The following is a 21527-nucleotide window of genomic DNA, read 5'->3' on the forward strand; positions in this document are numbered from 1 at the left end:
AAGCTCCTGCTGCGTCTGCCCATCCAGCTCAATCGACTTGGCGACCCGCATGGCATCACACCCCCTTGGCCATCGGAGTATGCCTTCGAGCGAAAGTTCAACTAATTCGCGCGCACTACACTAGGTCCTCGTTCCGAACAGCGCCACGATCGCCGCGAGGCGCTGCATGCCTTCGGTCACGTGCTGGCACGACAGCGTTGCGCCGGAGATGTTGCGGATGTCGTCGCCGAAGCGCAGCTGCGCGGGGCCCTTGCGCCCGGGAAATTGCTTGCGCCAGGCGGCGTTGCGAATCTCGGCGCCATGCGATTCGCGATAGGCCAGCACTTCCACTTGCGTGACCGTGCCATCGATGCCGAAGCCGGCCGCGTAATCGATTAACTCGAACTTGCCGATCACGCGGTCGGCCAGCACGAAGCCGGCGCGGCGACCTTGCGCATCCAGGCCGGTCCACCCTGCCGGCGAGAAGCCCTGGGGTACGCGCGTCTGCGACGCCGAGGCGATCGACGCGAGCGCGGTGGCATCGAGTGCGAGGGACCAAGGTTGGAAGGTGGCCGCGTTGGGGAGCAGCGCACCGCGTGCTTGCTCGATGTCCATGTAGACCGCCGAGAACGCTCGGGTGTTCCACAGCGCCGCCGCGCCGATGGCCGTGGCGCGCTGCAATGATTGTCGGCGGTTCAGGCGCATTGCTAGAAGTGGAAGCCCACGCCCAGGTTGAGGCGGTCCTGGTTGTGATCGTTCCCGAAGCTCTGGTAGTCAACCTTGATCACAACCTGCGGATGCAGGTAGAAATTCGCCCCCGCGGTCCAGGTGCGGATATCGGGAGCGATCGCGGGCGCCAGGCCGGCAGGCAGGCCGGAGTAGCCGCGCGCCGTGTTCAGGCGCTCATAGCGCACGAAGGGAACCAGTGAAAGATCGCCTTGCTGCCACACACGATATGCCGCCTGCGCATACCAGCCGCCGAAGCTGTCCGGCACCGGCGTGGGATTGCCGGCGAACGTGGCATTGAGCGCGCTGACACCGGTGAAGCGGCCGCGCGCGGCAAGGGCGCTCAAGTCCCAGCGGCCGACTTGCCAGCGCGCGTGCGCTTCGGCCAGCGAGATGCGCGCGTCGGCGCCCGCGAAGCCCGCCTGCTTGTGGCCCGCGCCGCCGTGGTAGAGGGTGCCGCCGACGTTCACGCCGGGGATGCCGTTGTAGTTGAGCGCCCCGTAGAACGCAAGGCTGCGCGCGCGCGCCAGCTGGCCTTCCTGGTGAATGGCGCCGAGCGGCGACTCGCGGCCGTCAGCCGCCGTCGCGTCCCATTTGTTGAGATCGAAGCCAGTCACGATACCTGTGTCCCACCGTAGGCCGGCCTCCGTCGCGCCGCGCAGGCCCAGGCCCAGCTCGCGCCACGTCGTCGGGATGATCGCGGTCTCGACCTGGTTGCGATTGACGCCGTAATAGCGCGTCGGTTCGTGGGTCTCGTTCAGGAACCCGATCGGCAGGAGAAAGAGGCCCGCTTTCGCCGCGATGCGATCGGTGAGGTCGCGTTCGATGTAGAGCTGCTCGAAAGCGACTTCCCCGCGATCGCTGGCGGACACCACGGCATTCTCGACTTCGAGCTCGGCGGCCATGCGCGTTCGTTCGTTGAAGCGGTATGCGAAACCCAGAACGCCGCGACCGGCGGTGGCCGTCGCCGCGCTCGAATCGCGGCGCGGACGCGAATAGCTCAATTCGCCATAGCCAAAGAGGCTCACGCCGCTCCCGGTCATTGATCCATTCGAGGCGGTGGTCGGCGGCGATGTGCCCCAGCCCGATTGCGCGGGCGCAGCGGTAGGCGCGCCCGCGGTGGCGACCGCGGCGCTCGCCGTCGCCGCCTGCTGGCGCTTGACCGCATCGAGTTCGCCGCGCAGCCGCTGGATTTCTTCCTGCATCGGACGCAATTGCCGCAGTTCTTCTCTCAGCTGGCGCAGCTCGGCAGCCGTGTCGCTCTGCGTTTGGGCGAGTGCGCCGGCGCTCGCTACCATCGCCGCGGCGGCGACCGGCGCGATGCGCAGGATGTGTCCAGTTTTCATTTTAGTTTCCGCTTTTTGTGAAATCGGTTTACGGCGCCCAGCCGTCGGTCAATGTGCGCAGGAAGGCGACCAGATCCTGGATCTCGGCATCCGTCAGCGCCGGCGCTTCGCCGCGCCTGCGGTTGTAGGGTCCTTCCGTGGTGTTGACGTTGCCGCGCTCCCGCTCGCCGAGGTCGTCGTAGGGCGTCACGTTGCCTAGCGCGTCGGTCGAGTACCAGATCTCGGGGTTGGTGTCGCGCTTGACGTAGAACGTGACCGCGTCTTCGAGCGTCTTGAGCCGCCCGTTGTGGAAGAAGTGCTTGCGCAACGCGACGTTGCGCAAGGTCGGCACCTTGAATGCGCCGCACAGGTCATTGCGCGCCGCAAGGTCAGGCCGGCCCATTCCGCAGAGGCCGCCGTCGCGGTAGGCCGGGTCGGCGTTCGCGGGGATGGCGGGATTGCGGGGAACACCGAGGTTGTCGTAGGTGAAGTCGGTGAACAGGGCGCCCGGTGCGTTCACGGGTTTGGCGCTCGGATGGCAGGCCGCGCAATTGCCTTTGTCGGGGCGATTGAAAAGCGCGAACCCGTTGAGCTCCTGCGGCGCGAGCGTAGTGCGGCCGGCGATGAATGCGTCGTACTTGCTGTTGAACGACGCGAACACCGCATCTTCACGCTGATAGCGCTCCAGCGCGAAGCGCGCGCGGTCGAACGCCGCTTCGGAATCGGAGAAGATGCCGTCGCCGAAGACGGCGCGGAATTGCGATGCATATGGCGCGCTGGCGAGCTTCGCGACAACGGCGGCAACATCGGGGTTCGCCATCTCGAACGGATTGAGGAAGGGGGCGCGCGCCTGTTCGGCCAGGGTGTTGGCGCGACCATCCCAGAAGAAGCCGCCCGCGGGCGCGCCGTCGGATGCGAACGAGAACGGCGTGTTGAAGCGCAGGTAGCGCAGCGACGGCGACGTGCGCGTGCCGGGCTGATCGAGATTGGGCCCACCCATCGTGACCGGCGTGTCGAACGGCGACGCGTGGCCGTTCGCGGGATCATGGCAGCTGATGCACGCGAGCTTGCCGGAGGCCGAGAGCGTGGTGTCGCGGAAGATTTTTTCGCCGAGCTGGGCAGCGGGGCCAAGGTTCGAGCTGGCGGCCGGCGCATTGGCGGAACCGCCTCCTGCGCCACCGCAAGCGGCGAGAGCAGCGATGCAGGCAACGCAGGCGAGTGCACGAGCAACACGCACGAAGGCCGGCGCGACGAGATTCGCGTCGCGATCCGAAGCGCGGTGGGTCATGGGGGGTCCGTTTCAGGCGATCCAAGCGGTGGGTACGACAACGAGGGCGAGCGAGATCAGCTGTGCGATCCAACCTTCGGCGAGCTCCTCGGTGGCGCCGAGCGAAGCGATGCCGAGGATCGCATAGCCGGTAACGGCCACAGCGAGGCGGCTGCGCACAGCGGGGATCGGCTCCAGCGCCCAGGTGCGCCGAAGGTGCGGCGTCGCGCTGGCAATGACGAGAAAGCCTTCAAGGCCTTTGCGAAAACAGATGAGCAGGGTCTGGAACATGGCGGGTCCGTGCTGGTATCAAAAATGAGAACGATTCGTATTCGAATATACAAGAAATGGTCGAGCCTAGGCGCCCATCCCGCTGGATCTGGTCGCGGCAATTCCGAGCCCTGCCGTTGAGGCTGATGTCAGCCGCAGCAACCCCGGGCCCCGGACGTCTGCACCGGCGGGCAAGGCACGCTCCCATACGAGCAGTAGACGCAGCAGTCCCCAGGCTCCGGTCTCAAGACGACGTGACAGCTCTCGCACTCGTAGAACCACTGGCACGAATCGGTGGGCATCGTTTCAGCCTTGACGTGCCGGCACGCGGGACAGGTGAGCGCCGATGCCAGCACTGGCGAAGCATTCACTTGGCAGCTCCAACTGGACTTGAAGGAAAGCCTGCCGCGGCGGTGGCACCCGTCATGGCGGCCACGGTCGTCTGGGTGTCGTCATAGCCGACCGTCGTCTGGCGCTTGGCCAAGTCACTGAAGTTGACCCCTTTCCACGGACGCCATACTGCTCACATCAGTGGAGTCCGGAATGCCCAAATCCAAGCCGCCGTATCCGGCGGAATTTCGTCAGCAGATCATCGCCCTGGCGCGCGCCGGCAGGACGCCTGCGCAGCTGTCGCGCGAGTTCGGCCCGAGCGCGCAGAGCATCAGTAATTGGGTCGCGCAGAGTGCGCGCGACAGCGGTAAGCCCTTGCCCGGCAAGGAAGGCCTGGCGACGGCCGAACGCGAGGAGCTGGCGCGCTTGCGTCGCAAGCTGCACCAAATCGAGCAGGAGCGCGACATCCTGGTAAAGGCTACGGCCTGGTTCGCCGCGAGGCACCACAAGACGTCCACACCGTCTTCGGACTCGTGGGGCGCGTCGGCTTCGCCCTGCTGCATCATGTCGTGGACATCTGAGCACAGGCTCTCGTCAAGAGAGTGATCAGCCTACGCTTACGGCAGTTCCGGGTCAGCGACAGGTGGTTCTGAAAAGCCATCAGATCTCGATTTTCGAACCGAGCTCCACGACTGAATTGCTTGGCAGCCGCAGGAAGTCGGCGGCGCCGCTCGCGTTGTGATGCATCTGCGCAAACAGCTTCTCCCGCCAAGGCCGCATGCCTCCACCAAGGGTTGGCACCACCACCTCGCGCGAAAGGAAGTAGCTGGTGGCCATGGGGTCAAGCTCAATGCCCTTCTCGCGAAGCCCGCGCAGCGCCTTGGGCACGTCAGGGTCGTTCTTGAAGCCGTAGCTGAGCACAACCTGCCAACAGTCGTTGCCTAAATCTGTCAGCTGAATGCGCTGGTCAGTGGGAATGAAGGGGACTTCGCGCGCTCGCACCGTCACGAAAACGTTCTCCTCGTGCAGCACCTTGTTGTGCTTTAAATTGTGCAGCAGCGCGTTCGGCACTGTGTCCACGTCTGCCACCAGGAACACCGCCGTTCCGTCCACGCGCGTCGGGGGAGCAGCGAAGACGGAGTCCAGAAATTCCCGGAGCTCCATGGAGCCGGAGCGCACCTTCTCGCGCAGGAGCTCACGACCGGTCTTCCAGGTGGTCATCAGGGCAAATATTGCAGTCCCGATCGCGAGCGGGAACCAGCCCCCTTCGGTGAATTTCAATAGGTTGGAGCTGAAAAACGCGAGATCCACCACAAAAAAGGAGCCGGTAGCGGCAATGCAGAGGGCGAGCGGATAGCCCCACCCATAGCGAATGACAAAGAAGGTGAGGATGGTGGTGATCAGCATGTCAAGCGTCACCGCGATACCGTATGCGGCCGCCAGGCTACTGGACGTGCGGAAGAGCACTACCGCCATCACGATCGCGACGAACAGGCCCCAGTTCACCGCGGGGATGTAGATCTGGCCCGTGTCGCGCACGCTGGTGTGCCGGATTTGAAGCCGCGGCAGGTAACCCAGCTGTATCGCCTGCTTGGTGACGCTGAACGCGCCGGTGATCAACGCCTGCGAGGCGATGACGGTAGCGAGCGTCGCCATGACCACCAAAGGCACCACCGCCCAATCTGGCGCCATCATGTAGAAGGGGTTCTTCACCGATTCAGGACGCGAGAGCAGCAGCGCGCCCTGCCCGAAGTAGTTGATCGTGAGCGCGGGCATCACCACCGAGAACCACGCGATGCGGATCGGCTTTTTCCCGAAGTGACCCAAGTCGGCATATAAGGCTTCGGCCCCAGTCACGCAGAGGACCACTGCTCCCAGTATGACGAAGCTGGTGCCCGGCTGGGTCCACATGAAGCGCAATGCGTGGTGAGGGCTGAGAGCGGCAAGGATCTCCGGGTGGCTTGCAATGTGCGGAATGCCCAGTGCGGCGATGGTAAAGAACCAGACCAGCGTGATGGGCCCGAAGAAGCGGCCGATGCCGGCGGTGCCGCGCTTTTGCACCATAAACAGGGCAAGGAGGATGGCGAGGGTCAGCGGGATGACGAAATCTTTGAACTTCGGCGAGACGACCTCCATGCCTTCCACTGCCGAGAGCACTGAAATCGCGGGCGTGATAACGCCGTCACCATAGAAGAGGCAGGTGCCGAAGATCCCGATCAGGAGCAGCTTCGAGCGCAGCGCGGGCTTGTCCTTCACCGCCTGCGACGCCAACGCGAGCATCGCCACCAGGCCGCCTTCACCGTTGTTATCGGCGCGCAGCACTAGCGACACGTATTTAAGCGAGACGATGACCGTGAGGGTCCAGAAGAAGATGGACAGGATGCCGTAGACGTTGTTTGGGGTGAAGGCGACGTGGCCCGAGCCGAAGACTTCCTTGATGGCGTAAAGGACACTGGTGCCGATGTCACCGTAGACGACGCCGAAGGCGCCCAAGGTGAGAGCAGCCAGAGATGACTTGTTTTCGGGCACGGCAGAACCTCCGAGGGAGGCCGGTTGTTGTTCTGACGCCATTGTGCAGGCGCGCGGCAGTCGTGCGCGCTGCTGAGCAAGCGGTGGCTGCGCATTGGTCCAAGCTCGCAGCTGAAATTGGAGGCAAGGACGGTCGGCTCGCCTACAGCGCAAAATGCCTTGAAACCTGAACCGATGCGACTACTCCACGCGATCCGATGCTGGGCGGCGCGCCACCCACAGACCCGCGTTAGAGCTGGACGCGTGCGCCCAGCTCAATGACGGCGTTGGGCGGAATGCCGAAGAAATCCACTGAGCGCCCCGCATTGCGAGACATGGCCGCGAACAGCTTCTGCCGCCAGCGCGCCATTGCAGACGACGACCTGGGCACCACCGTCTCTCGACTGACGAAGAAAGATGTGGAGAACAGGTCGACCGAAAGGCCGAGCGCAGCGGCGAGCGCGAGAGCGTCGGGGACGTTGGGCTTTTCCATGAAGCCGAACCGCAGTTCCGCGCGCCAAAAGCCGTTGCCCAGGTCCTCGACCTGCACGCGACGTGCAGGCGCGACCGAGGGCACCTCCTCGAACACGACGGTGAGGACGACGTTGCGCTGATGCAGCACCATGTTGTGCTTCAGGTTGTGGAGCAGTGCCTGCGGCACGACCCCGCGCTCGGCGCAGAGGAAGACGGCGGTGCGATCCACCCGCGCGAAGCCGCCTTCGGCGGGCAAACCGGAGGCAAAATCCGCGAGCGGGGGCATCTCGGACTTGGCAGCCTTCGAGAGCGCCTCGCGCCCGGCCTTCCATGTCGTCATGCCTCCTAGCAGCGTGGCCGCTACAGCCAGCGGAAACCAGCCGCCGTCGAGCACCTTCACGGAGGACGAGACCAACAGCAAGCAGTCCAACGCCGCGAAGAACGCGGTGGCGCCAATGGCGATCCATGCCGGGTAGCCCCAGCCCTTGCGAACCACGAAGTAAGTGAGGATGGTCGTCACCAGCATCGTCCCCGTAACGGCGATGCCGTAGGCCGACGCCATTGCCGAGGAACTGCCGAAGGCGAAGCAGGCGAGGACCACGGACGCCAGCAGGATCCAGTTCACCGCGGGAATGTAGATCTGCCCGCGCTCGTGCGCGGAGGTGTGGACGATCGCCATGCGGGGCAAGAAGCCAAGCTGGATCGCTTGCTGGGTGAGCGAGTAGGCACCTGAGATGACTGCCTGCGAGGCGATGATCGTCGCGAGGGCTGCCAAGGCGACCGCCGGCAGCAAGAGGGAGGGCGGGAAGCTCAGATAAAAGGGGTTCGCCACCGCCGCCGGCTCGCGCAGCAGCAGCGCGCCCTGGCCCGCGTAGTTCAGGGCGAGCGCGGGCAGCACCACCACGCTCCACGCAAGACGGATCGGACGCTTGCCGAAGTGGCCCATATCCGCGTAAAGCGCCTCGGCGCCGGTGATCGCCAGCACCACAGCGCCCACGGCCAGGAACAGCCCCCATCCGCGTTCGCTGAGGAAGCGCCACGCGTGGCGCGGGTCGAGCGCTTGGACGATCTCCGGAGCTTGGACGATCTGCCAGGCGCCGACGGCTGCGAGTGTGCCGAACCAAAGCACAATCACCGGCCCGAACCAACGGCCCATTGCCGCGGTGCCACGGCTTTGCGCGGCGAAGAGCCCCACCAGGATCGCCACCGCGATCGGTAGGACATAAGGTTTGAGCGCCGGGGTGGCCACTTCGAGCCCCTCCACTGCGCTGAGCACGGAGATGGCGGGGGTCAGCACGCTGTCGCCGTAGAACAGGCACGCGCCGAAGGCGCCCAGCAGCAGCAGGCGCGCGCGCAGCTTCGGGCGGTCGGCCACCGTTCGGGAGGCGAGCGCCAACAGAGCCATGATGCCGCCTTCACCGCGGTTATCCGCCCGGGTGATGAGCACGACGTATTTGAGGGTCACGACCAGCATCAAGGCCCAGAACACGACCGACACCGCGCCCATGATCGTCGCGGGATTCAACGGAACGCCGGTAGCCGGGTCGAAGATCGTCTTGATGGTGTAGAGCGGGCTGGTGCCGATGTCGCCGTAGACCACGCCCAACGCCGCCAAGGCGAGGGCAGCACCGCTTCGCCCGTGAGACGGCGAGTCGGTCGGGGAGATTGACGCGGCAGGCGTCGCGGCTTGGGACATGCGGTGCTCCAGAAGTTCGGATCCGCTGTTGTCCTCCCGGGCGCGTCAAAAACGCATAAAAATGGCAGCTGTTCGCTCAGTGGCAGCTGGTGCGCTCACTCGTCCGCGAGGCGATAGCCGACGCCAAGCTCCGTCAGAAGGTACCTGGGCTCGGCGGGGTCCGCCTCGACCTTCGACCGCAGGTGGCCCATATAGACCCGCAGGTAGTGCAGCTGGTCGACTTGTTCGGCGCCCCAGACTTCGGCGAGCAGTTGCCGGTGGGTGAGCACCTTTCCGAGCGCGCGCGCGAGCGCGTCGAAGAGTGCCAGTTCGCGCTTGGTGAGATGGACCGCGGCACCCCGCAATTTCAGTTCGCGCGAGGCGCGGTCGTATTCGAGTTCGCCGACGCGCAGCCTGGCGGGAGCGGTCGGCGCCGCGGCAGCCCGCCTCAGCATCGCGCGAACCCGGGCGAGCAGCTCGCCAACGCCAAAGGGCTTGCCGAGGTAGTCGTCGGCTCCGGCGTCGAGTGCCTCGATTTTTTGGGACTCGTGCGCGCGCGCCGAGAGCACCAGGACCGGCACCGAACTCGTCTTGCGGAGCTCCGTGATGAACGTGATGCCATCTTCGTCGGGCAGGCCCAGATCGACGATCAGCAGGTCCGCCGGTGCGGTGGCCAGTTCACGGCGCGCGTGGACAGCGCGGCCAGTGGCGCGGGGCAGCATGCCCGCAGCGCTGAGGCTCGCGCAGACGAACGTGGCGATGCTCACCTCGTCCTCGAGCACCAGTATGGAGGGTTTGCTCACTAGGCGTCCTCGGGAGCGGCCGGCACCGGAAGATCTATGCGGAACTCCGAGCCTGGGTCACAGCGTTTGGCGGAAACAGCGCCGCCGTGCGCCTGGGCTGCGAGCTGGCAGATCGCGAGCCCAAGCCCCGAGCCGCCCGCTCGCCCCGCTTGGCCACGCTTCCACCTGGCGAAAAGCTCCGTTGGGTCCCCTTCGGGCAGGCCAGCGCCGAAGTCGCGCACTGCCACGAAGACTCCTTCCCGCGAGCGTCCGGCTTGAACCACCACCTTCGCCGGCGAGCCGCCGTGCCGCGCTGCGTTGTCCACCAGATTGGCCAGTGCCTGCGCGAGCAGGCCGGCCTCGGCCCGCAGCGGCGGCAGCCCTGGCGGTGCCTTGAGTTGGATGCTTGCCGTTGGCCAGCGCCTGCGGGCCCGTGCCACCGCGGCGCCCAACACGTCTTCAATCGACTCCCATTGGCTCGCGAGCTCTGAGCTTGGCTGCGACAGCCTGGCGATCTGCAGCACGTTGTCCGCCATGACGGCGAGGTCACGCGCCTCGTACTCGATGGCTTCGAGCAGCTTGCCCTTCTGGGCTTCGCTCAGCGATGCTGCTTGCGTGCGAAGCGCGCTCGCGGAGCCCACGATTCCAGCAAGGGGCGTGCGCAGGTCGTGCGAGAGCGACGCGAGCAGCGTATTGCGAGCCGCTTCTGCTTGTGCTGTGCGCTCGGAGCGCATGGCTGCGGCCGCCGCGCGTTCTCGCTCGAGGGCGAGTCCGGCTTGGCGCACAAGCGATAGCCAATGCTCCGTTGTCTGCGAGTCCGGGCGTTCGCCGTCGCCGAGCAGCACCTGGACCGCGCCAGCGGAGCCGAATCGGGAGAATGGCGCACACCACAGCCGGAGTTCCGGCCAGGCGAGCGAACCGGCGCCGAGAGGGCGCCCGCTTTCAATCGCCCAAGCCGCGGCGCGCTCGTGGAACTCTCTCCCCTGCGTCGCAAACCACGACAAGCCACCAGTTTCGTCCTTGGCGAAGATGGCGCATGGCCGTCCCGTCGCGACCTCCAGTCGGGATGCGGCGGCGAGGGCCATCCCCTCGAACCCGTCCACGTCAGCCATCGATTGCGCCAACGCGTGGAGATCGGAGGCGCGCGCACGGGCAGCATCGGCTTCCTCACGCCGGCGCCGCAGTGAGCCCAATACGGCGCTGAGGCCGAACGAAAGCGCCAGGAGGGACAGCAGGATCCACCAATACTCGGAACCTCCAACCGCAAGCGAGCGCCTGGGCGGGACGAAGAAGAAGTTCAGCGCCAGGACCGACGCAAGCGCCGAGCCGGCCGCGGCAGGCTGCGGGAGCGCCGCGGCGAGCGTCACGGCCGCCATGTAGAACATGGACAGACCGGCAACTGACATCGAGCCGTCGAACCAAAAGCTCGCAGCAGTCGCTGTCAGTGGCGCGGACAGCGCGGCGAGCCATTCCCAAGGGGAGGTTCGTGGGGAAAGCTTGATGCGCCGCATGTGACCATCGTAAGCGCCCTCCATACGCCGCAGGTGCTGCGAGCGAGCGCGGACGTAGAGATGACGGGTTCTGCTCTGATCGGCACCGTGCAGCAGAACCGGCCAGCAGCGTTGATCCTGACGGCCGGCGGCGCGCTGGCCGCCCTATGCCGCCCCTGCCAGGTGTTCAACAGGCGTGGGAAGTCAGTTGAAATTCATCGTGTACGTGACCCGGAAGGAGCGCGGCTCGATGGGGTGGAGGTGAACGTCATTGACCGACGCCGCCTCCGAGGCCAGCCGCGATTCGTAGTAATAGTCGATGGCCGAGTCCCGGCGATTGGTCAGGTTGAATCCTTCCAGCTCGATGCGCGACATCTTGTTGATCTTGTAGCCGACACGCCCGTTCAACGTGGCGGTGCCGCGCGAACGAACGCTGTTGTCTTCGGTCAGCGGTCGCGGACCGAAGTAGCGCAGTTGCAGCGCGCCGAAATACGGCCCCAGATTGTCCACGGCGAGCGCGAGGGACGCCACGCCTTCGACGGCACCGGGGATGCGCCGGCCCGCCGCGTCCGCATCCCGAAAGCGTGCCCGCGCGAACGCCAGGTCCGCGTCGATAGTCAGCCAAGGCAGGGGCTTGTAGTAGTTGGAGAATTCGAAGCCCACGCGCCGGCTCGGGCGCCCTGCCTCGGTCGTACCCGCGTCGCCCGCAAACACCAGCTCGGAATCGAAATTGAGCTGGTAGACCGAGAACGAACTCTGCAAGCCGGGGATGATCTCGGTGCGAATGCCCAGTTCGGCGCCTTTGGAGCGCACCAGGGGCGGAACTTTGTCCGCAGAAAGCCCGGTCTTCGGGTCCATTGCGATGGTCGTGCCGCGCGCATCGTTGCTGTGAAAGCCCGAGCCCACGTTGACGTAGTACTCGGTCTTTGCCCAGGGACCGAAGACCAGCGCGAGCTTCGGGCTGGCGATGGTGTCCTTGGCCTTGCCGGAGTTGGCCGGGTTGTCGCTGCCGACCTTGAAGCGGTAAGTGTCGGCCCGCACACCAGCTACAGTGCGGAACCAATCGTTCCACCATGTCGTGTTTTCCACATAGGCGCCCAGGCTCGTCTCGACGATGTGGTCCTTGCGCGTGGTGGACAGGAGGCGCCGGCCCGCCGTGTTGTTGAGGCTGTTGAAAATGTTGTCGTTTTCCGCCTGCAGGCCCACGGTGGTTTCCGAAGCTTGGCCGAGGCCCTTCATCTGCCAGGTGTGGGAGGCCTTGACGCCCGTCGTCACGCGCCGGTCGGGCTGGCTGAACTGGTCTCCGTTGACCGGATCGTCCAGGAAGTAGGTGAAATTCGAGAACAGGTCCAGCTGTTGGCGCACGACATAGGCATTGATCTTCGTGCTGCCGCTGGCCGTCGTGTCGCGCCACGCGCCGGACAGGCTGTAGCGACGCGACAGCCCGCCATCGGTAGGATCCAGGGCGTCGAACCTCGAGATCAGGCCGCCGGTGACCGCGCGTTTGGCAATCTGGTCGGTCGAGTTCCATTTGGCGCTATAGGCCATCGCCGTGATGTCGAAGCCGGTGGCCTCGGTGCCCCGGCTGTAACGCAGCACGCCATTGACCTTGCGGTAGTCATCCGGGTGCACGAACGGGCCATCATTGTGGTAGAGCTCAAGGGCATACAGCAAACGGCCGTCCGCCAATGCCGGCGAGTCCGCCAGCAGCGTGCGGCGATAGCCTTTCTGGCCCAGGCCGATACTGGCGATGCCGTGCTCCAGCTTGTCCGCATACCGCACGGAGACGGCGCCGGCCGAAGAGAAGTCACCCTCGGCCGCGTAGTACGGGCCTTTTCGATACTCCAGCAGCGTGGTCAGTTCGGGAATCAGGAAATTAAGGTCGGTCCAGCCCTGGCCATGCGCATGGCTGCGCTGGTTGACCAGCATGCCGTCCACCGTCGTGCGCAGGTCGGTGCCGTGGTCCAGGTTGAAGCCGCGCAGGTAGAACTGGTTGGCCTTTCCCTCACCGCTGTGCTGGCTCACGATCAGGCCGGGTGTGGCCTCCAGCACTTCGCCGGGCCGGTAGACCGTGCGCGCTTCCAGCTGCTGCTGCGTCACCACGCCGCCGTTGGCGGAGTCGGCAATGCCCAGCTGGCTGTTGCGCGAACCCTGGATCGTGACGGGGGCCAGGGATTTCACCTCGTCGGCCGCGGGTACGGCCTGGGCGCAGGCGCCGCCGGCGAGGATGGCCGCCATGACAGGGGTGAGTCGGTTTTTCTTCAGCTGAAACACGGCCATGGGTTTCCTTGGAGACGTAAGATGTATTTGATATTTATCATACGCGCCGGCCGGGCCGGTGGATTCATGCATCCGCACCGGCGTCCGATCAATTCATCGGCTTGAGGTGGGTATGCGCCTTGGATGGGGCATGGGAATGGTGGTGGCGTTGGCCTTCTGAAAGCGCGAGGACATGGATCTGGCCATGCCGCACGCCGCGCAGCGCGATCAGCTGACTGGCGCAATCCTGCACGCCAACCGTGGGGCCGCGCAGAACCACAGTCTCCAGACAGTTGTCGTGGTCCAGGCGGGTTTGCAGGCTGCTGACCACCAGGTCGTGGTGCTGGTGCTGGAGGTCCATGACCCGTGCCGTGACAGGGTGCTCATTGCGGTCGTAGACGAAGGTCACGGTCGCCGCGCACCATTTGGCCTTGCGCGCGTCCAGCAGCGCACTGCCCAGGCGTTCGCGGATGAGGTCGCGCACGGCCTCGGAACGATTGACGTATCCGCGCACCGCGATCAGGCGATCAAATTCGCCGGCCAAGTCTTCGTCGAGGGAAATGGTGAAACGCTGCATGTGTGCCTCTGTTGGCAAGGACCGGGGGAGACAGGAGAAACTTGCAATGAAAAGGTGAATCCTACGCGGCGGACCGGGAGGCCGCGACGAGGCGCGCGTGCCGCCCGCGCTCGCCGCCCGACGGGCACGCGGAGAAGGCAAGGGCCGCGAGCCCCAACCCGGACGCGACCGGCCGGGATTCTCTGAAGGCCGTTCAGGTCTCGTTCACGCTTGCACCCGCAGACTGGGGCATCACCAACCAGGAGATGCTCATGAAACGCATTGTCATTGTCGGCTTGGCTGCAACCGTCCTGGCCTGCACCGCGTCACTGGCCCAGGCACGCACCGACGTCGTTTTTTCCGTAGAGCTGGGAAATTCCCAGCCGGTCTATGTGCAGCCGCAGCCGGTCTATGTGCAGCCGCAACCAGTCTACGTGCAGCCGCGTGGCTACTACGACGGGCACGGCCGGTGGGTGCAGGTCAGCCCAGCCCCTGCCTATGTCCTTCCCGCCCCCGCGTACGGATACGGCTATGAATACGACCGCAGGCTGCGTGAAGAGCGCGAATGGAGGCGCGCGCAGTGGAGACGCCATCACCGGCACCATGACGTTGAAGAGTTCTACGGCGACCGCCGCTGGGACTGATCGTTGATTGGCGCCGCAGCCCGCGGCCGGGAGCATCTCAAGCATGAAATCTCTTTTTCCTCCGGTCCTTTGTTTGTTCCTGGCGCTGGCCCTTCCAGTCCACGCGGATGTGACCCGTGAAGAAGCAGCGGCCGCCGTGCAGCGGGAGGGTGGCGGTCGTGTGCTGTCCGTGGATCGAGCCGACCTGGACGGCCGATCGGCATGGCGCGTGAAGGTCCTGACGCCGCAGGGGGTCGTGAAAGGCATTTACCTCGAGAGCGCTGCGAGGCTGCCGCGGGACGCGCAGGGGAGCGCAGGCGATGCGCCTGGTGTCGACACCTCGAGCGAGACTTCGCAAAGCCGCTCCCCCTTCGCTCCCGCCCGCCCCCGCAAACTGGACGCTCACCGACCCAAGGGATCCCCATGAAAGTGCTGCCAGAGCCAACTTGCCCGATGGCGAGTCCAGGAGAAAGCGGCGCCATGGTGCGATATGTCGCCTTGACCCAGGAATTGCCGGGGGCCGGTCCGCAGTATTCCGCGTGGACGACGGGAACACCGCTGGCCGGCAATCGCCAGCCAGGCGGCATTGCGCCAAAACCGGCGCAGGCAATCAAGAGAGGTGCGGATGCGGCGTTCCTCGGGTCCAGCAACCTTGCGCTGATTGAGGCTTTGCTGATTCGAGCCCACTTGGAGCCAGACGATTTCCGGATCGCGGTGCAGGTGGTTGAACAGCCCGCGCATTTCGCGGACCTGGAGGCCCTCATCACGGTGACGTGCAGTGGCCGCAGGATCTCACGTACCTATTTCTCAGGTTCGCAACAGTTTGATTGGTTCGTCGATCTCTCGGACGACATCCAGGCGGGCGTGTTTTCGTAAGCCAGGAGTGCCCTGCATGGGGCGGGGCGCCCAACGGCCCCGCGCCAGCGGCTATCCCCATGACCGCGTCAGCAACCCGTCCGGCGCATCAGTGATCGTTTGACCGTGTTCGGCCAGCGCGCCAGCCTTGGTGCCCAGGTCTTCCGCAGCAACCGAAACCACATGCGGGGAGACCGCGTTTTCAGGCCAATGCCTTTGCGGCCAGGTGCGGGTATCCGTTCGCGGCGAGCCGCTGCGTACCGGCCTGTGCCACTGCACCGACTGCCGGAAGGAAAGCGGTTCGGCCTTCACCTTCTATGCCGTGTGGCCGGCGCATCAGTTCGAGCATACGGGCGATACCTCCGAATTCCAGGGCCGTAGCTTCTGTCCGCGCTGCGGCTCGCGGCTGTTCTCCATCGACGACCAGGAGGCTGAGATCAAGCTCGGCATCCTGTCGCAAGCGCCCACGCCGCTGGTGCCGAGCTACGAGCTCTGGGCCAAGCGCCGCGAGCCGTGGCTGCGGCCGGTCGAGGGCGCCGAGCAATACGAAGAGGATCGGAACTGACCGCAGCCGTGCGGCGCCACACATCGATCCTTACATTGCATCCTTCACTGCCGAGCCGCCGCGCAACACGGAATCGATTTCGGCAGGCATCATTGGCCACAGCGCGGCAGAGGAGTTGCTCGTGCCGCAAGCGAGGTACTGATGGCCAACGCACAACAGACGGATGCCGAGCACGCGCGCAGCTTCTCGCTTATGTCCGAGAAGGTCAAGGACTATGCGATCTTTCTGATGGACCCGCATGGGCTCATTCGCACCTGGAATCCCGCCGCGGCGGCGATGAAAGGTTACGCGAAGGAAGATGCCATCGGTGCCTACTTCGGCATGCTGTACTCGCAAGAAGACCAGGCACGCGGGCACCCGCAGCACAACCTCCAGGCCGCTCTTGAGCAAGGCACCTTCCAGGAGGAGGGATGGCGCCGCAAAAAGGACGGAAGCACGTTCTGGGCGCAGGTCGAGATCATCGCGGTCACCAACGAAAGCGGTGAACTGACCGGGTTCTGCAAGATCACCCGTGATGTGACCGAGCGCAAGGCGCTCCATGAGATGGTGTCCCGGGAGCGCGAGCGGTGCCAGGTGACGCTGGGCGCGATCAGCGACGCGGTCATCTCGTTCGACAGCGAAGGCAAGATCGACTACTTGAATGCCAAGGCCGAAGAGCTCACGGGGTGGCAGTCCGCACAAGCCCAAGGCAGGCAGCTGCCCGAGGTTGTCGAGCTTCGCGATGGTGAAGCAGGCGAGAAGGTCGAGCCCGCTCCGGGCAACGGCGCCGGCGTTCCCGCGACCGCCGTGCTCATTGGCAAAGATGGGCGCCGCAGGGAGGTTGAGCACGCGGGCGCCAGCATCCAGTCGCGCGATGGCAGCGCCGGCGGCGGTGTCGTGGTGGTCAGGGACATCAGCCACGTTCGTTCCGTGGAGAAGGAGCTCAAGCACGCCGACCGGCGCAAAGACGAGTTTTTGGCCATGCTCGCGCATGAACTCAGGAATCCCCTGGCGCCCATCGCCTCCGCAACGGAGCTGCTGGGCATGGCGAGGCTGGATGCGGCCGGGGTGCAGCGCACGGTCGAGGTCCTGCGCCGGCAGGTGCGCCACATGACGGGGCTGATCGACGATCTGCTCGACGTCTCGCGGGTGACGCGCGGCCTGGTCGAGCTGGTCAAGGAGGAGCTCGACTTCAGGGGGGTCGTCGCCCATGCGCTCGAACAGGCGCGGCCGGCAATCGACAGCCGCTCGCACCATGTCACCCTGGATCTCGCGCCGGGAGACGCCGTCGTGGAGGGTGACCAGAAACGCCTGGTCCAGGTGATCAGCAACTTGCTGGCCAACTCCGCGAAATACACCCCACCGGGCGGGCATATCGTCGTCAGCATGGCCCTGCGGGACTTGGAAGTCGAGGTGTCCATCCAGGACGACGGGATCGGCCTGACTGCCGAACTGCTGCAGCGCGCTTTCCAGATGTTTGCGCAGGCAGAGCGAACGGCAGACCGCTCACAGGGCGGACTTGGACTCGGTCTCGCGCTTGTTCGCAGCCTGGTGGAACTGCATGGCGGGCGGGTCACCGCCGAGAGTGAAGGCCCCGGCCACGGAAGCAAATTCACGGTCGTGCTGCCGCGCGTCGTTCGAACGGCTTCGCCGATCCTGCAGCAGCACGAGCGGGTTCCGTTGGCCGCCGGCCTGCTGCGCGTACTGGTCGTCGACGACAACGTGGACGCGGCGCACTTGCTGGCGCTGTGGCTGCAGGCCCTGGGTCATGAAGTCGCCATGGAGCACCACGCCGAGGCGGCGCTGGCACTGGCACTGGCCGGGCATTTCGCGCCGCAGGTGTGCTTGCTGGACATCGGGCTTCCCGATTTCGACGGCTTCGAGCTGGCCAGGCGCCTGCGCCGCATGTGGCCCGACGCGGTTCTTGTCGCCGTCACCGGGTACGGCCAGCCGCAGGATGTCCAGAGTGCGTTGGAAGCGGGGTACGACCATCACTTCGTCAAGCCCGTCGACAAGCAGCAGCTCAGCGGCATTCTCAATGCCGCTGCGAAAAGGGCCGGCACCTGACCGTGATTTACCGGCAGACTCAGTGCAGCGAGCGCACCGGGACATCGGCCAGCAGGCGCAGGATTTCGTCCAGCCGCGCGGGCTTGAGCAAGTGCGCGTCGAACCCTGCTTCCTTGGCCTGCTTCAGGTCCGAGCCCTGGTCGTAGCCGGTCAGCGCCACCACCCGTGTGGATGCTCCCCGCGGGTCGGCGCGCAGCTGCCGGGCGACTTCGTAGCCGTCCATGCCGGGCAGCCCGATGTCCAGCAGGATCACGTCGGGCATGAAGGCGCGGGCGGCCTCCAGGCCCTGCATCCCGTCGAACGCCATCGCCACCTCGTGCCCCGCCATCTGCAGCAGCTCCGCCAGCGAACGGTTGGCATCCTCGTTGTCGTCGACGATCAGGATGCGCCGGCATGCCGCTGCCGCGCCGGCAGCTGGTGCGTCGGTGTCCGGCCCGCGCGCGGGGCCGGCCAGCGGCAGTACGACCTTGAACCGCGAGCCTTTGCCCGGCCCGTCGCTCCAGGCCTGCACCTTGCCGTTGTGCATCTCGGTGATGTGCTTGGCCAGCGTGAGCCCGATGCCCAGGCCGCCGTCCGAGCGGTCGAGCGACCGGGGCAGTTGCGTGAACAGCTCGAAGATGGAGGCCAGCATGGCTTCGGGAATCCCGGCGCCGTTGTCGCTCACCGTCACTTCCACCGTGCCTTGCGACACCACCGCCGCCATGCTGACCGCGCCGCCATCGGGCGTGTACTTGGCCGCGTTGTGCAGCAGGTTGTCGAACACCTGCGCGAGCCGGACCGGATCGGCATCCACGGCAACGTGGCGCCCGGGCAGCGTGACGGACAGGGAATGGCCCCGCTGGTCGATCAGGGGCCTGGAGATTTCCAGCGCCTGTTCCATGACGTCGGCCAGCGATGCCGCCTTCAGTTCCAGCCGCAGCTGGCCCTGCGTGACGCAGCCAACGTCCAGCAGGTCGTTGACCAGCCGGGTCATGTGGCGGACCTGGCGTCCCAGCACGGCCGCGCTGCCGGCCAGGGGGGAGTCGGACGGCGTGCGCGAGCGGATGAGCTCGGCTGCGTTGAGGATCGGCGCCAGCGGGTTGCGCAGCTCGTGTCCCAGCATGGCCAGGAATTCGTCGCGTGCCTTCAGCGCCTGGTTCAGCTCATGGGTGCGCGCGTCCACGCGCGACTCGAGGTCGGTGTTCTGGCGCTGCAGCTGCTCCTTGGCGATCTTGAGCGAAGCGCTTTCCAGCAGTTCCCAGTCTCCCTGGCGCCGGGCCAGCGCGAACTGGTGGTGGCAGCAGACGTCGAGAACGTCGTCGGCGGTGCATTTCTCCATGCAGTAGGTGCACAGGGCGACGAGGTTGTAGCGGCGGAAAGTGCTGTTGACCTTCTCCTCGTAGGCCATGAAGTCGTCCCAGCCGGAGCGGTCCACCCAGAAGGTGTCGCCGGTCAGGCGCAGCCCGAAGAAGCCCTTGCGCTTGGATTCCGCTTCGCGGCCCACCCAGCCCTGCAGGACCGCATCCGCGTTGAAGACGTCGCCCGCGGTGTACCAGTCCTTGATCGACACGATTTGCATCTGGCCGCTGCAGCTTGTCGCCGGTGACCCACAGGCACGATTCGTTGCTGCGCAACCCCGCTTCGAAGAACGGCACCAGCGTGTCGGCCAGGTCGTCGGAGGTCTTGTAGAACTGGCAGAAGTGCGTGCCCCAGGGCACGTCGCCAACAGCAGGGATGCCGGTCGGGCGGTTCGAATGCTGCGACGGCCGTTTCAAGGGAGAATTGCTGTTTTCCTACCGGGCTTTGCATGTTATCTACTGTCGAATTGTGGCTGCAGCAAGCCCGTGACCACGGCCTCATCGTGCTCGACACCGCCGGCGTGATCACCGGCTGGCTTGCCGGTGCCGAGAGCATCCTGGGCTACACGCCGGACGAAGCCATCGGCCAGCACATCGCGCTGATCTTCACCCACGACGACCGGCAAAAGGGCTACCCCGACTACGAGCTCAAGATCGCGGCCGAAGACCACTATTCGGAGGACTCGCGCTGGCACGCGCGCAAGGACGGCACCCGCATCTGGGTGAGCGGAAGCGTCACCGCCGTGCGGGACGAAGCCGGTGCCGTCACCGGCTTCGTCAAGGTGCTGCGCGACATGACGGACGACCGGGCGCACACCGAGCGTTTCGAACACGAGGTGTCGGCGCTGGCGAACGCCCGGGACGAAACCCGCAAATTCCTGCGCAACCTCGGCCACGAGATCCGCAATCCGCTGGCGGTGCTGAGCAACGTGGCGCTGATCCTCGACCGGCTGGTGGAAGAGGAGCGGGCCAAGCGCGCCGTCGGCCAGCTGCGCAACCAGTTGCAGGTGTTGGGGCGGCTCGCCGACGACCTGATGGACGTCACCCGGCTCGAGCTGGGCAAGGTGCAGCTGGAGACGACGCCGCTGGATCTGCGCACGGTGCTGGAAGACGCGGCGGCCGGCATGCAGGTGCTGGCGGGCGAAAAGGCCATCCAGCTCGAAGCGGTGCTGCCGCCGTCGCCGCTGCCGGTGGAAGTGGACCTGCCGCGCATCCACCAGGTGATCTTCAACCTGCTGACCAACGCCATCAAGTACACGCACAACGGCGGCTCCATCTGGATCAAGGCCAGCCAGGAAGGCGACGAGATCGTCTGCCGCATCACCGACACCGGCATCGGCATCTTTCCGCCGGTGCTGCCGCGGCTGTTCGACCTGTTCACGCAGGCGCCCGAAGGCGAGCAGATGCGCGCCGGCGGCGTGGGCCTGGGCCTGCCGCTGGTGCGCCAGATCGTCGAACTCCACTCGGGCACCGTCCAGGCCAAGAGCCCCGGGCTGGGCAAGGGCTCGGAGTTCTCCTTCCGCCTGCCGGTGCTGAAGTCCTGATCAGGGCGCTGAACCAGCGCGGCCGTCAGTGCCGATGCTGGTGATGCAGGTCGGGCGCATGCGCATGGGCGTGGCGAACCGCTGCATGCACGTGCGGGTGGCTGTGCGTGCCGGCCGGCATTTGGTCGTGCGCGTGGTCGTGGTGGCCGTCTTCATGCGAATGCGCGTGCTCGTGCGCCAGCGCCTCGTGCTGGTGGCCGTGGGCGTGCCGTTCGGCAAGATGGGCCCAGACGCCGATGGCCATCAGGCCTCCCGCGGCGCCCATCAGCCAGGAAGCGGAACGGTCGCCCAGCGCCAGCGCCGCCAGCGCGCCGAGGAACGGCGCGCACGCGAACACCGAGCCGGTGCGCGCGGCGCCAAAACGCCGCTGCGCCAGCAGGTAAAAGCGCAAGCTCAGCCCGTAGCCGGCAGCGCCGATGCCAAGCAAGGCCACGGCCGCCGCTGTTGCCGGCGCCAGCTCGCCGAACGCGAACGCAAGTGCCAGCGCGCAGCCCGCGCCGAGCGATGATTTGGCCAGCACCACCTGGCCGGGATCGCGATCAGCCAACGCGCGGGAAAGCGCGTTGTCGGTTCCCCAGGCTGCCGTGGCCACCAGCACCGCCACCAGGCCCGGCATGCCGCCCGCGGGGCCGCTGCGCGCCTGGTCGGCCACCAGGAGCGCGTTGCCGGCCAGCAGCGCCAGCATGGCCAGCCACACGCGGCGGTCCATGGTTTCGCCATACAGCGCGCGCGCCAGGACAGCGGTGAACACGGCTTCCATGGTGAGCATGAGCGAGGCACCCGTGCCGCCGGCATGCTGCAGGCCCCAGGCCAGCGCGACCGGCCCGACCAGGGCACCGAAGAACGCGACACCCGCCAGCCAGGGCAGGTCGCGGCGCGACAGGCGCGCCTCGCGCGAGGCCGGCCGGCGCAGCAG

19 protein-coding genes and 1 pseudogene are annotated in these 21527 nt (G+C 66.1%); 6 read left to right on the forward strand and 14 right to left on the reverse strand.

Annotated features, from left to right (window positions below):
- Positions 1-120: 120 nt before the first annotated feature.
- The 5 genes from H0U68_RS18955 to H0U68_RS18975 all read right to left on the reverse strand — a co-directional run bounded on the left by H0U68_RS18955 (position 121) and on the right by H0U68_RS18975 (position 3938).
- Complete coding sequence (locus H0U68_RS18955; protein ID WP_296358441.1) at positions 121-660, reverse strand: FMN-binding protein; 540 nt, start codon at positions 658-660, stop codon at positions 121-123.
- Positions 661-686: 26 nt separating this feature from the next.
- A complete protein-coding gene (locus H0U68_RS18960; RefSeq protein WP_296358443.1) occupies positions 687-2051 on the reverse strand; it encodes a hypothetical protein in 1365 nt (454 codons plus the stop codon).
- 28 nt (positions 2052-2079) lie between these two features.
- Positions 2080-3318, reverse strand: a complete 1239-nt coding sequence (locus tag H0U68_RS18965; protein WP_296358445.1) for a cytochrome c peroxidase — start codon at positions 3316-3318, stop codon at positions 2080-2082.
- Positions 3319-3330: 12 nt separating this feature from the next.
- Positions 3331-3588, reverse strand: a complete 258-nt coding sequence (locus H0U68_RS18970; RefSeq protein WP_296358446.1) for a hypothetical protein — start codon at positions 3586-3588, stop codon at positions 3331-3333.
- A 128-nt stretch (positions 3589-3716) separates the two neighbouring features.
- Positions 3717-3938 carry a GDCCVxC domain-containing (seleno)protein gene (locus H0U68_RS18975; protein ID WP_296358448.1) on the reverse strand — a complete coding sequence of 74 codons (222 nt, stop codon included), beginning with the start codon at positions 3936-3938 and terminating at the stop codon, positions 3717-3719.
- 172 nt (positions 3939-4110) lie between these two features.
- Here H0U68_RS18975 and H0U68_RS18980 point away from each other — a divergent pair, with 172 nt between their 5' ends.
- Complete coding sequence (locus H0U68_RS18980; protein WP_296358450.1) at positions 4111-4503, forward strand: transposase; 393 nt, start codon at positions 4111-4113, stop codon at positions 4501-4503.
- A 54-nt stretch (positions 4504-4557) separates the two neighbouring features.
- On the opposite strand, the gene H0U68_RS18985 is transcribed toward H0U68_RS18980, so the two are convergent.
- The 6 genes from H0U68_RS18985 to nikR form a co-directional block, all read right to left on the reverse strand.
- Positions 4558-6426 carry a potassium transporter Kup gene (locus tag H0U68_RS18985; protein WP_296358452.1) on the reverse strand — a complete coding sequence of 623 codons (1869 nt, stop codon included), beginning with the start codon at positions 6424-6426 and terminating at the stop codon, positions 4558-4560.
- Positions 6427-6655: 229 nt separating this feature from the next.
- Positions 6656-8575 carry a potassium transporter Kup gene (locus H0U68_RS18990; RefSeq protein ID WP_296358454.1) on the reverse strand — a complete coding sequence of 640 codons (1920 nt, stop codon included), beginning with the start codon at positions 8573-8575 and terminating at the stop codon, positions 6656-6658.
- A 95-nt stretch (positions 8576-8670) separates the two neighbouring features.
- Positions 8671-9357, reverse strand: coding sequence for a response regulator (locus H0U68_RS18995; RefSeq protein WP_296358457.1), 687 nt, complete (start codon positions 9355-9357; stop codon positions 8671-8673).
- Entirely contained in the window at positions 9357-10847 is a 1491-nt protein-coding gene (locus tag H0U68_RS19000; RefSeq protein WP_296358459.1) for an ATP-binding protein, read from the reverse strand. Before H0U68_RS19000 ends, H0U68_RS18995 begins: the two co-directional genes overlap by 1 nt.
- A gap of 183 nt (positions 10848-11030) precedes the next feature.
- On the reverse strand, positions 11031-13106 hold the full coding sequence (locus H0U68_RS19005) for a TonB-dependent receptor (RefSeq protein WP_296358461.1): 2076 nt from the start codon (positions 13104-13106) through the stop codon (positions 11031-11033).
- Positions 13107-13194: 88 nt separating this feature from the next.
- A complete protein-coding gene (gene nikR / locus H0U68_RS19010) occupies positions 13195-13662 on the reverse strand; it encodes a nickel-responsive transcriptional regulator NikR (protein ID WP_296358464.1) in 468 nt (155 codons plus the stop codon).
- Between the two features lie 251 nt (positions 13663-13913).
- Here nikR and H0U68_RS19015 point away from each other — a divergent pair, with 251 nt between their 5' ends.
- The 4 genes from H0U68_RS19015 to H0U68_RS19030 all read left to right on the forward strand — a co-directional run bounded on the left by H0U68_RS19015 (position 13914) and on the right by H0U68_RS19030 (position 17730).
- Positions 13914-14285 (forward strand): hypothetical protein, encoded by a 372-nt coding sequence (locus H0U68_RS19015; RefSeq protein WP_296358466.1) that lies wholly within the window; start codon positions 13914-13916, stop codon positions 14283-14285.
- 402 nt (positions 14286-14687) lie between these two features.
- Positions 14688-15140 carry a hypothetical protein gene (locus H0U68_RS19020; RefSeq protein ID WP_296358468.1) on the forward strand — a complete coding sequence of 151 codons (453 nt, stop codon included), beginning with the start codon at positions 14688-14690 and terminating at the stop codon, positions 15138-15140.
- 130 nt (positions 15141-15270) lie between these two features.
- Positions 15271-15684 carry a GFA family protein gene (locus H0U68_RS19025; protein WP_296358477.1) on the forward strand — a complete coding sequence of 138 codons (414 nt, stop codon included), beginning with the start codon at positions 15271-15273 and terminating at the stop codon, positions 15682-15684.
- A gap of 141 nt (positions 15685-15825) precedes the next feature.
- A complete protein-coding gene (locus tag H0U68_RS19030) occupies positions 15826-17730 on the forward strand; it encodes a PAS domain S-box protein (protein ID WP_296358470.1) in 1905 nt (634 codons plus the stop codon).
- Positions 17731-17749: 19 nt separating this feature from the next.
- Here H0U68_RS19030 and H0U68_RS19035 read toward each other — a convergent pair whose 3' ends face one another.
- Both H0U68_RS19035 and H0U68_RS24410 read right to left on the reverse strand, forming a co-directional pair.
- Positions 17750-19288 (reverse strand): ATP-binding protein, encoded by a 1539-nt coding sequence (locus H0U68_RS19035; protein WP_296358472.1) that lies wholly within the window; start codon positions 19286-19288, stop codon positions 17750-17752.
- Between the two features lie 25 nt (positions 19289-19313).
- Positions 19314-19427 (reverse strand): annotated as a pseudogene (locus tag H0U68_RS24410) (MEDS domain-containing protein); the annotation flags it as partial.
- 89 nt (positions 19428-19516) lie between these two features.
- Between H0U68_RS24410 and H0U68_RS19040 the strand changes: the two are divergent.
- Positions 19517-20611 carry a PAS domain-containing sensor histidine kinase gene (locus tag H0U68_RS19040; protein WP_296358474.1) on the forward strand — a complete coding sequence of 365 codons (1095 nt, stop codon included), beginning with the start codon at positions 19517-19519 and terminating at the stop codon, positions 20609-20611.
- A 25-nt stretch (positions 20612-20636) separates the two neighbouring features.
- On the opposite strand, the gene H0U68_RS19045 is transcribed toward H0U68_RS19040, so the two are convergent.
- Positions 20637-21527: EamA family transporter (locus H0U68_RS19045; protein ID WP_296358476.1), on the reverse strand; the 891-nt coding region annotated here is incomplete at its 5' end.

It is taken from the genome of Ramlibacter sp. (assembly GCF_013697775.1).
Lineage (GTDB): Bacteria > Pseudomonadota > Gammaproteobacteria > Burkholderiales > Burkholderiaceae_C > Ramlibacter.

Bases quoted from the DNA above. Each gene is read 5' to 3' on its own strand.
- H0U68_RS18970 (WP_296358446.1), bottom strand. From the start codon at position 3,588: ATGTTCCAGACCCTGCTCATCTGTTTTCGCAAAGGCCTTGAAGGCTTT.
- H0U68_RS19005 (WP_296358461.1), bottom strand. From the start codon at position 13,106: ATGGCCGTGTTTCAGCTGAAGAAAAACCGACTCACCCCTGTCATGGCG.
- H0U68_RS19015 (WP_296358466.1), top strand. From the start codon at position 13,914: ATGAAACGCATTGTCATTGTCGGCTTGGCTGCAACCGTCCTGGCCTGC.
- H0U68_RS18965 (WP_296358445.1), bottom strand. From the start codon at position 3,318: ATGACCCACCGCGCTTCGGATCGCGACGCGAATCTCGTCGCGCCGGCC.
- H0U68_RS18990 (WP_296358454.1), bottom strand. From the start codon at position 8,575: ATGTCCCAAGCCGCGACGCCTGCCGCGTCAATCTCCCCGACCGACTCG.
- H0U68_RS19040 (WP_296358474.1), top strand. From the start codon at position 19,517: ATGTTATCTACTGTCGAATTGTGGCTGCAGCAAGCCCGTGACCACGGC.
- H0U68_RS19030 (WP_296358470.1), top strand. From the start codon at position 15,826: ATGGCCAACGCACAACAGACGGATGCCGAGCACGCGCGCAGCTTCTCG.
- H0U68_RS19000 (WP_296358459.1), bottom strand. From the start codon at position 10,847: ATGCGGCGCATCAAGCTTTCCCCACGAACCTCCCCTTGGGAATGGCTC.
- H0U68_RS19020 (WP_296358468.1), top strand. From the start codon at position 14,688: ATGAAAGTGCTGCCAGAGCCAACTTGCCCGATGGCGAGTCCAGGAGAA.
- H0U68_RS19035 (WP_296358472.1), bottom strand. From the start codon at position 19,288: ATGCAAATCGTGTCGATCAAGGACTGGTACACCGCGGGCGACGTCTTC.
- H0U68_RS18960 (WP_296358443.1), bottom strand. From the start codon at position 2,051: ATGAAAACTGGACACATCCTGCGCATCGCGCCGGTCGCCGCCGCGGCG.
- nikR (WP_296358464.1), bottom strand. From the start codon at position 13,662: ATGCAGCGTTTCACCATTTCCCTCGACGAAGACTTGGCCGGCGAATTT.
- H0U68_RS18980 (WP_296358450.1), top strand. From the start codon at position 4,111: ATGCCCAAATCCAAGCCGCCGTATCCGGCGGAATTTCGTCAGCAGATC.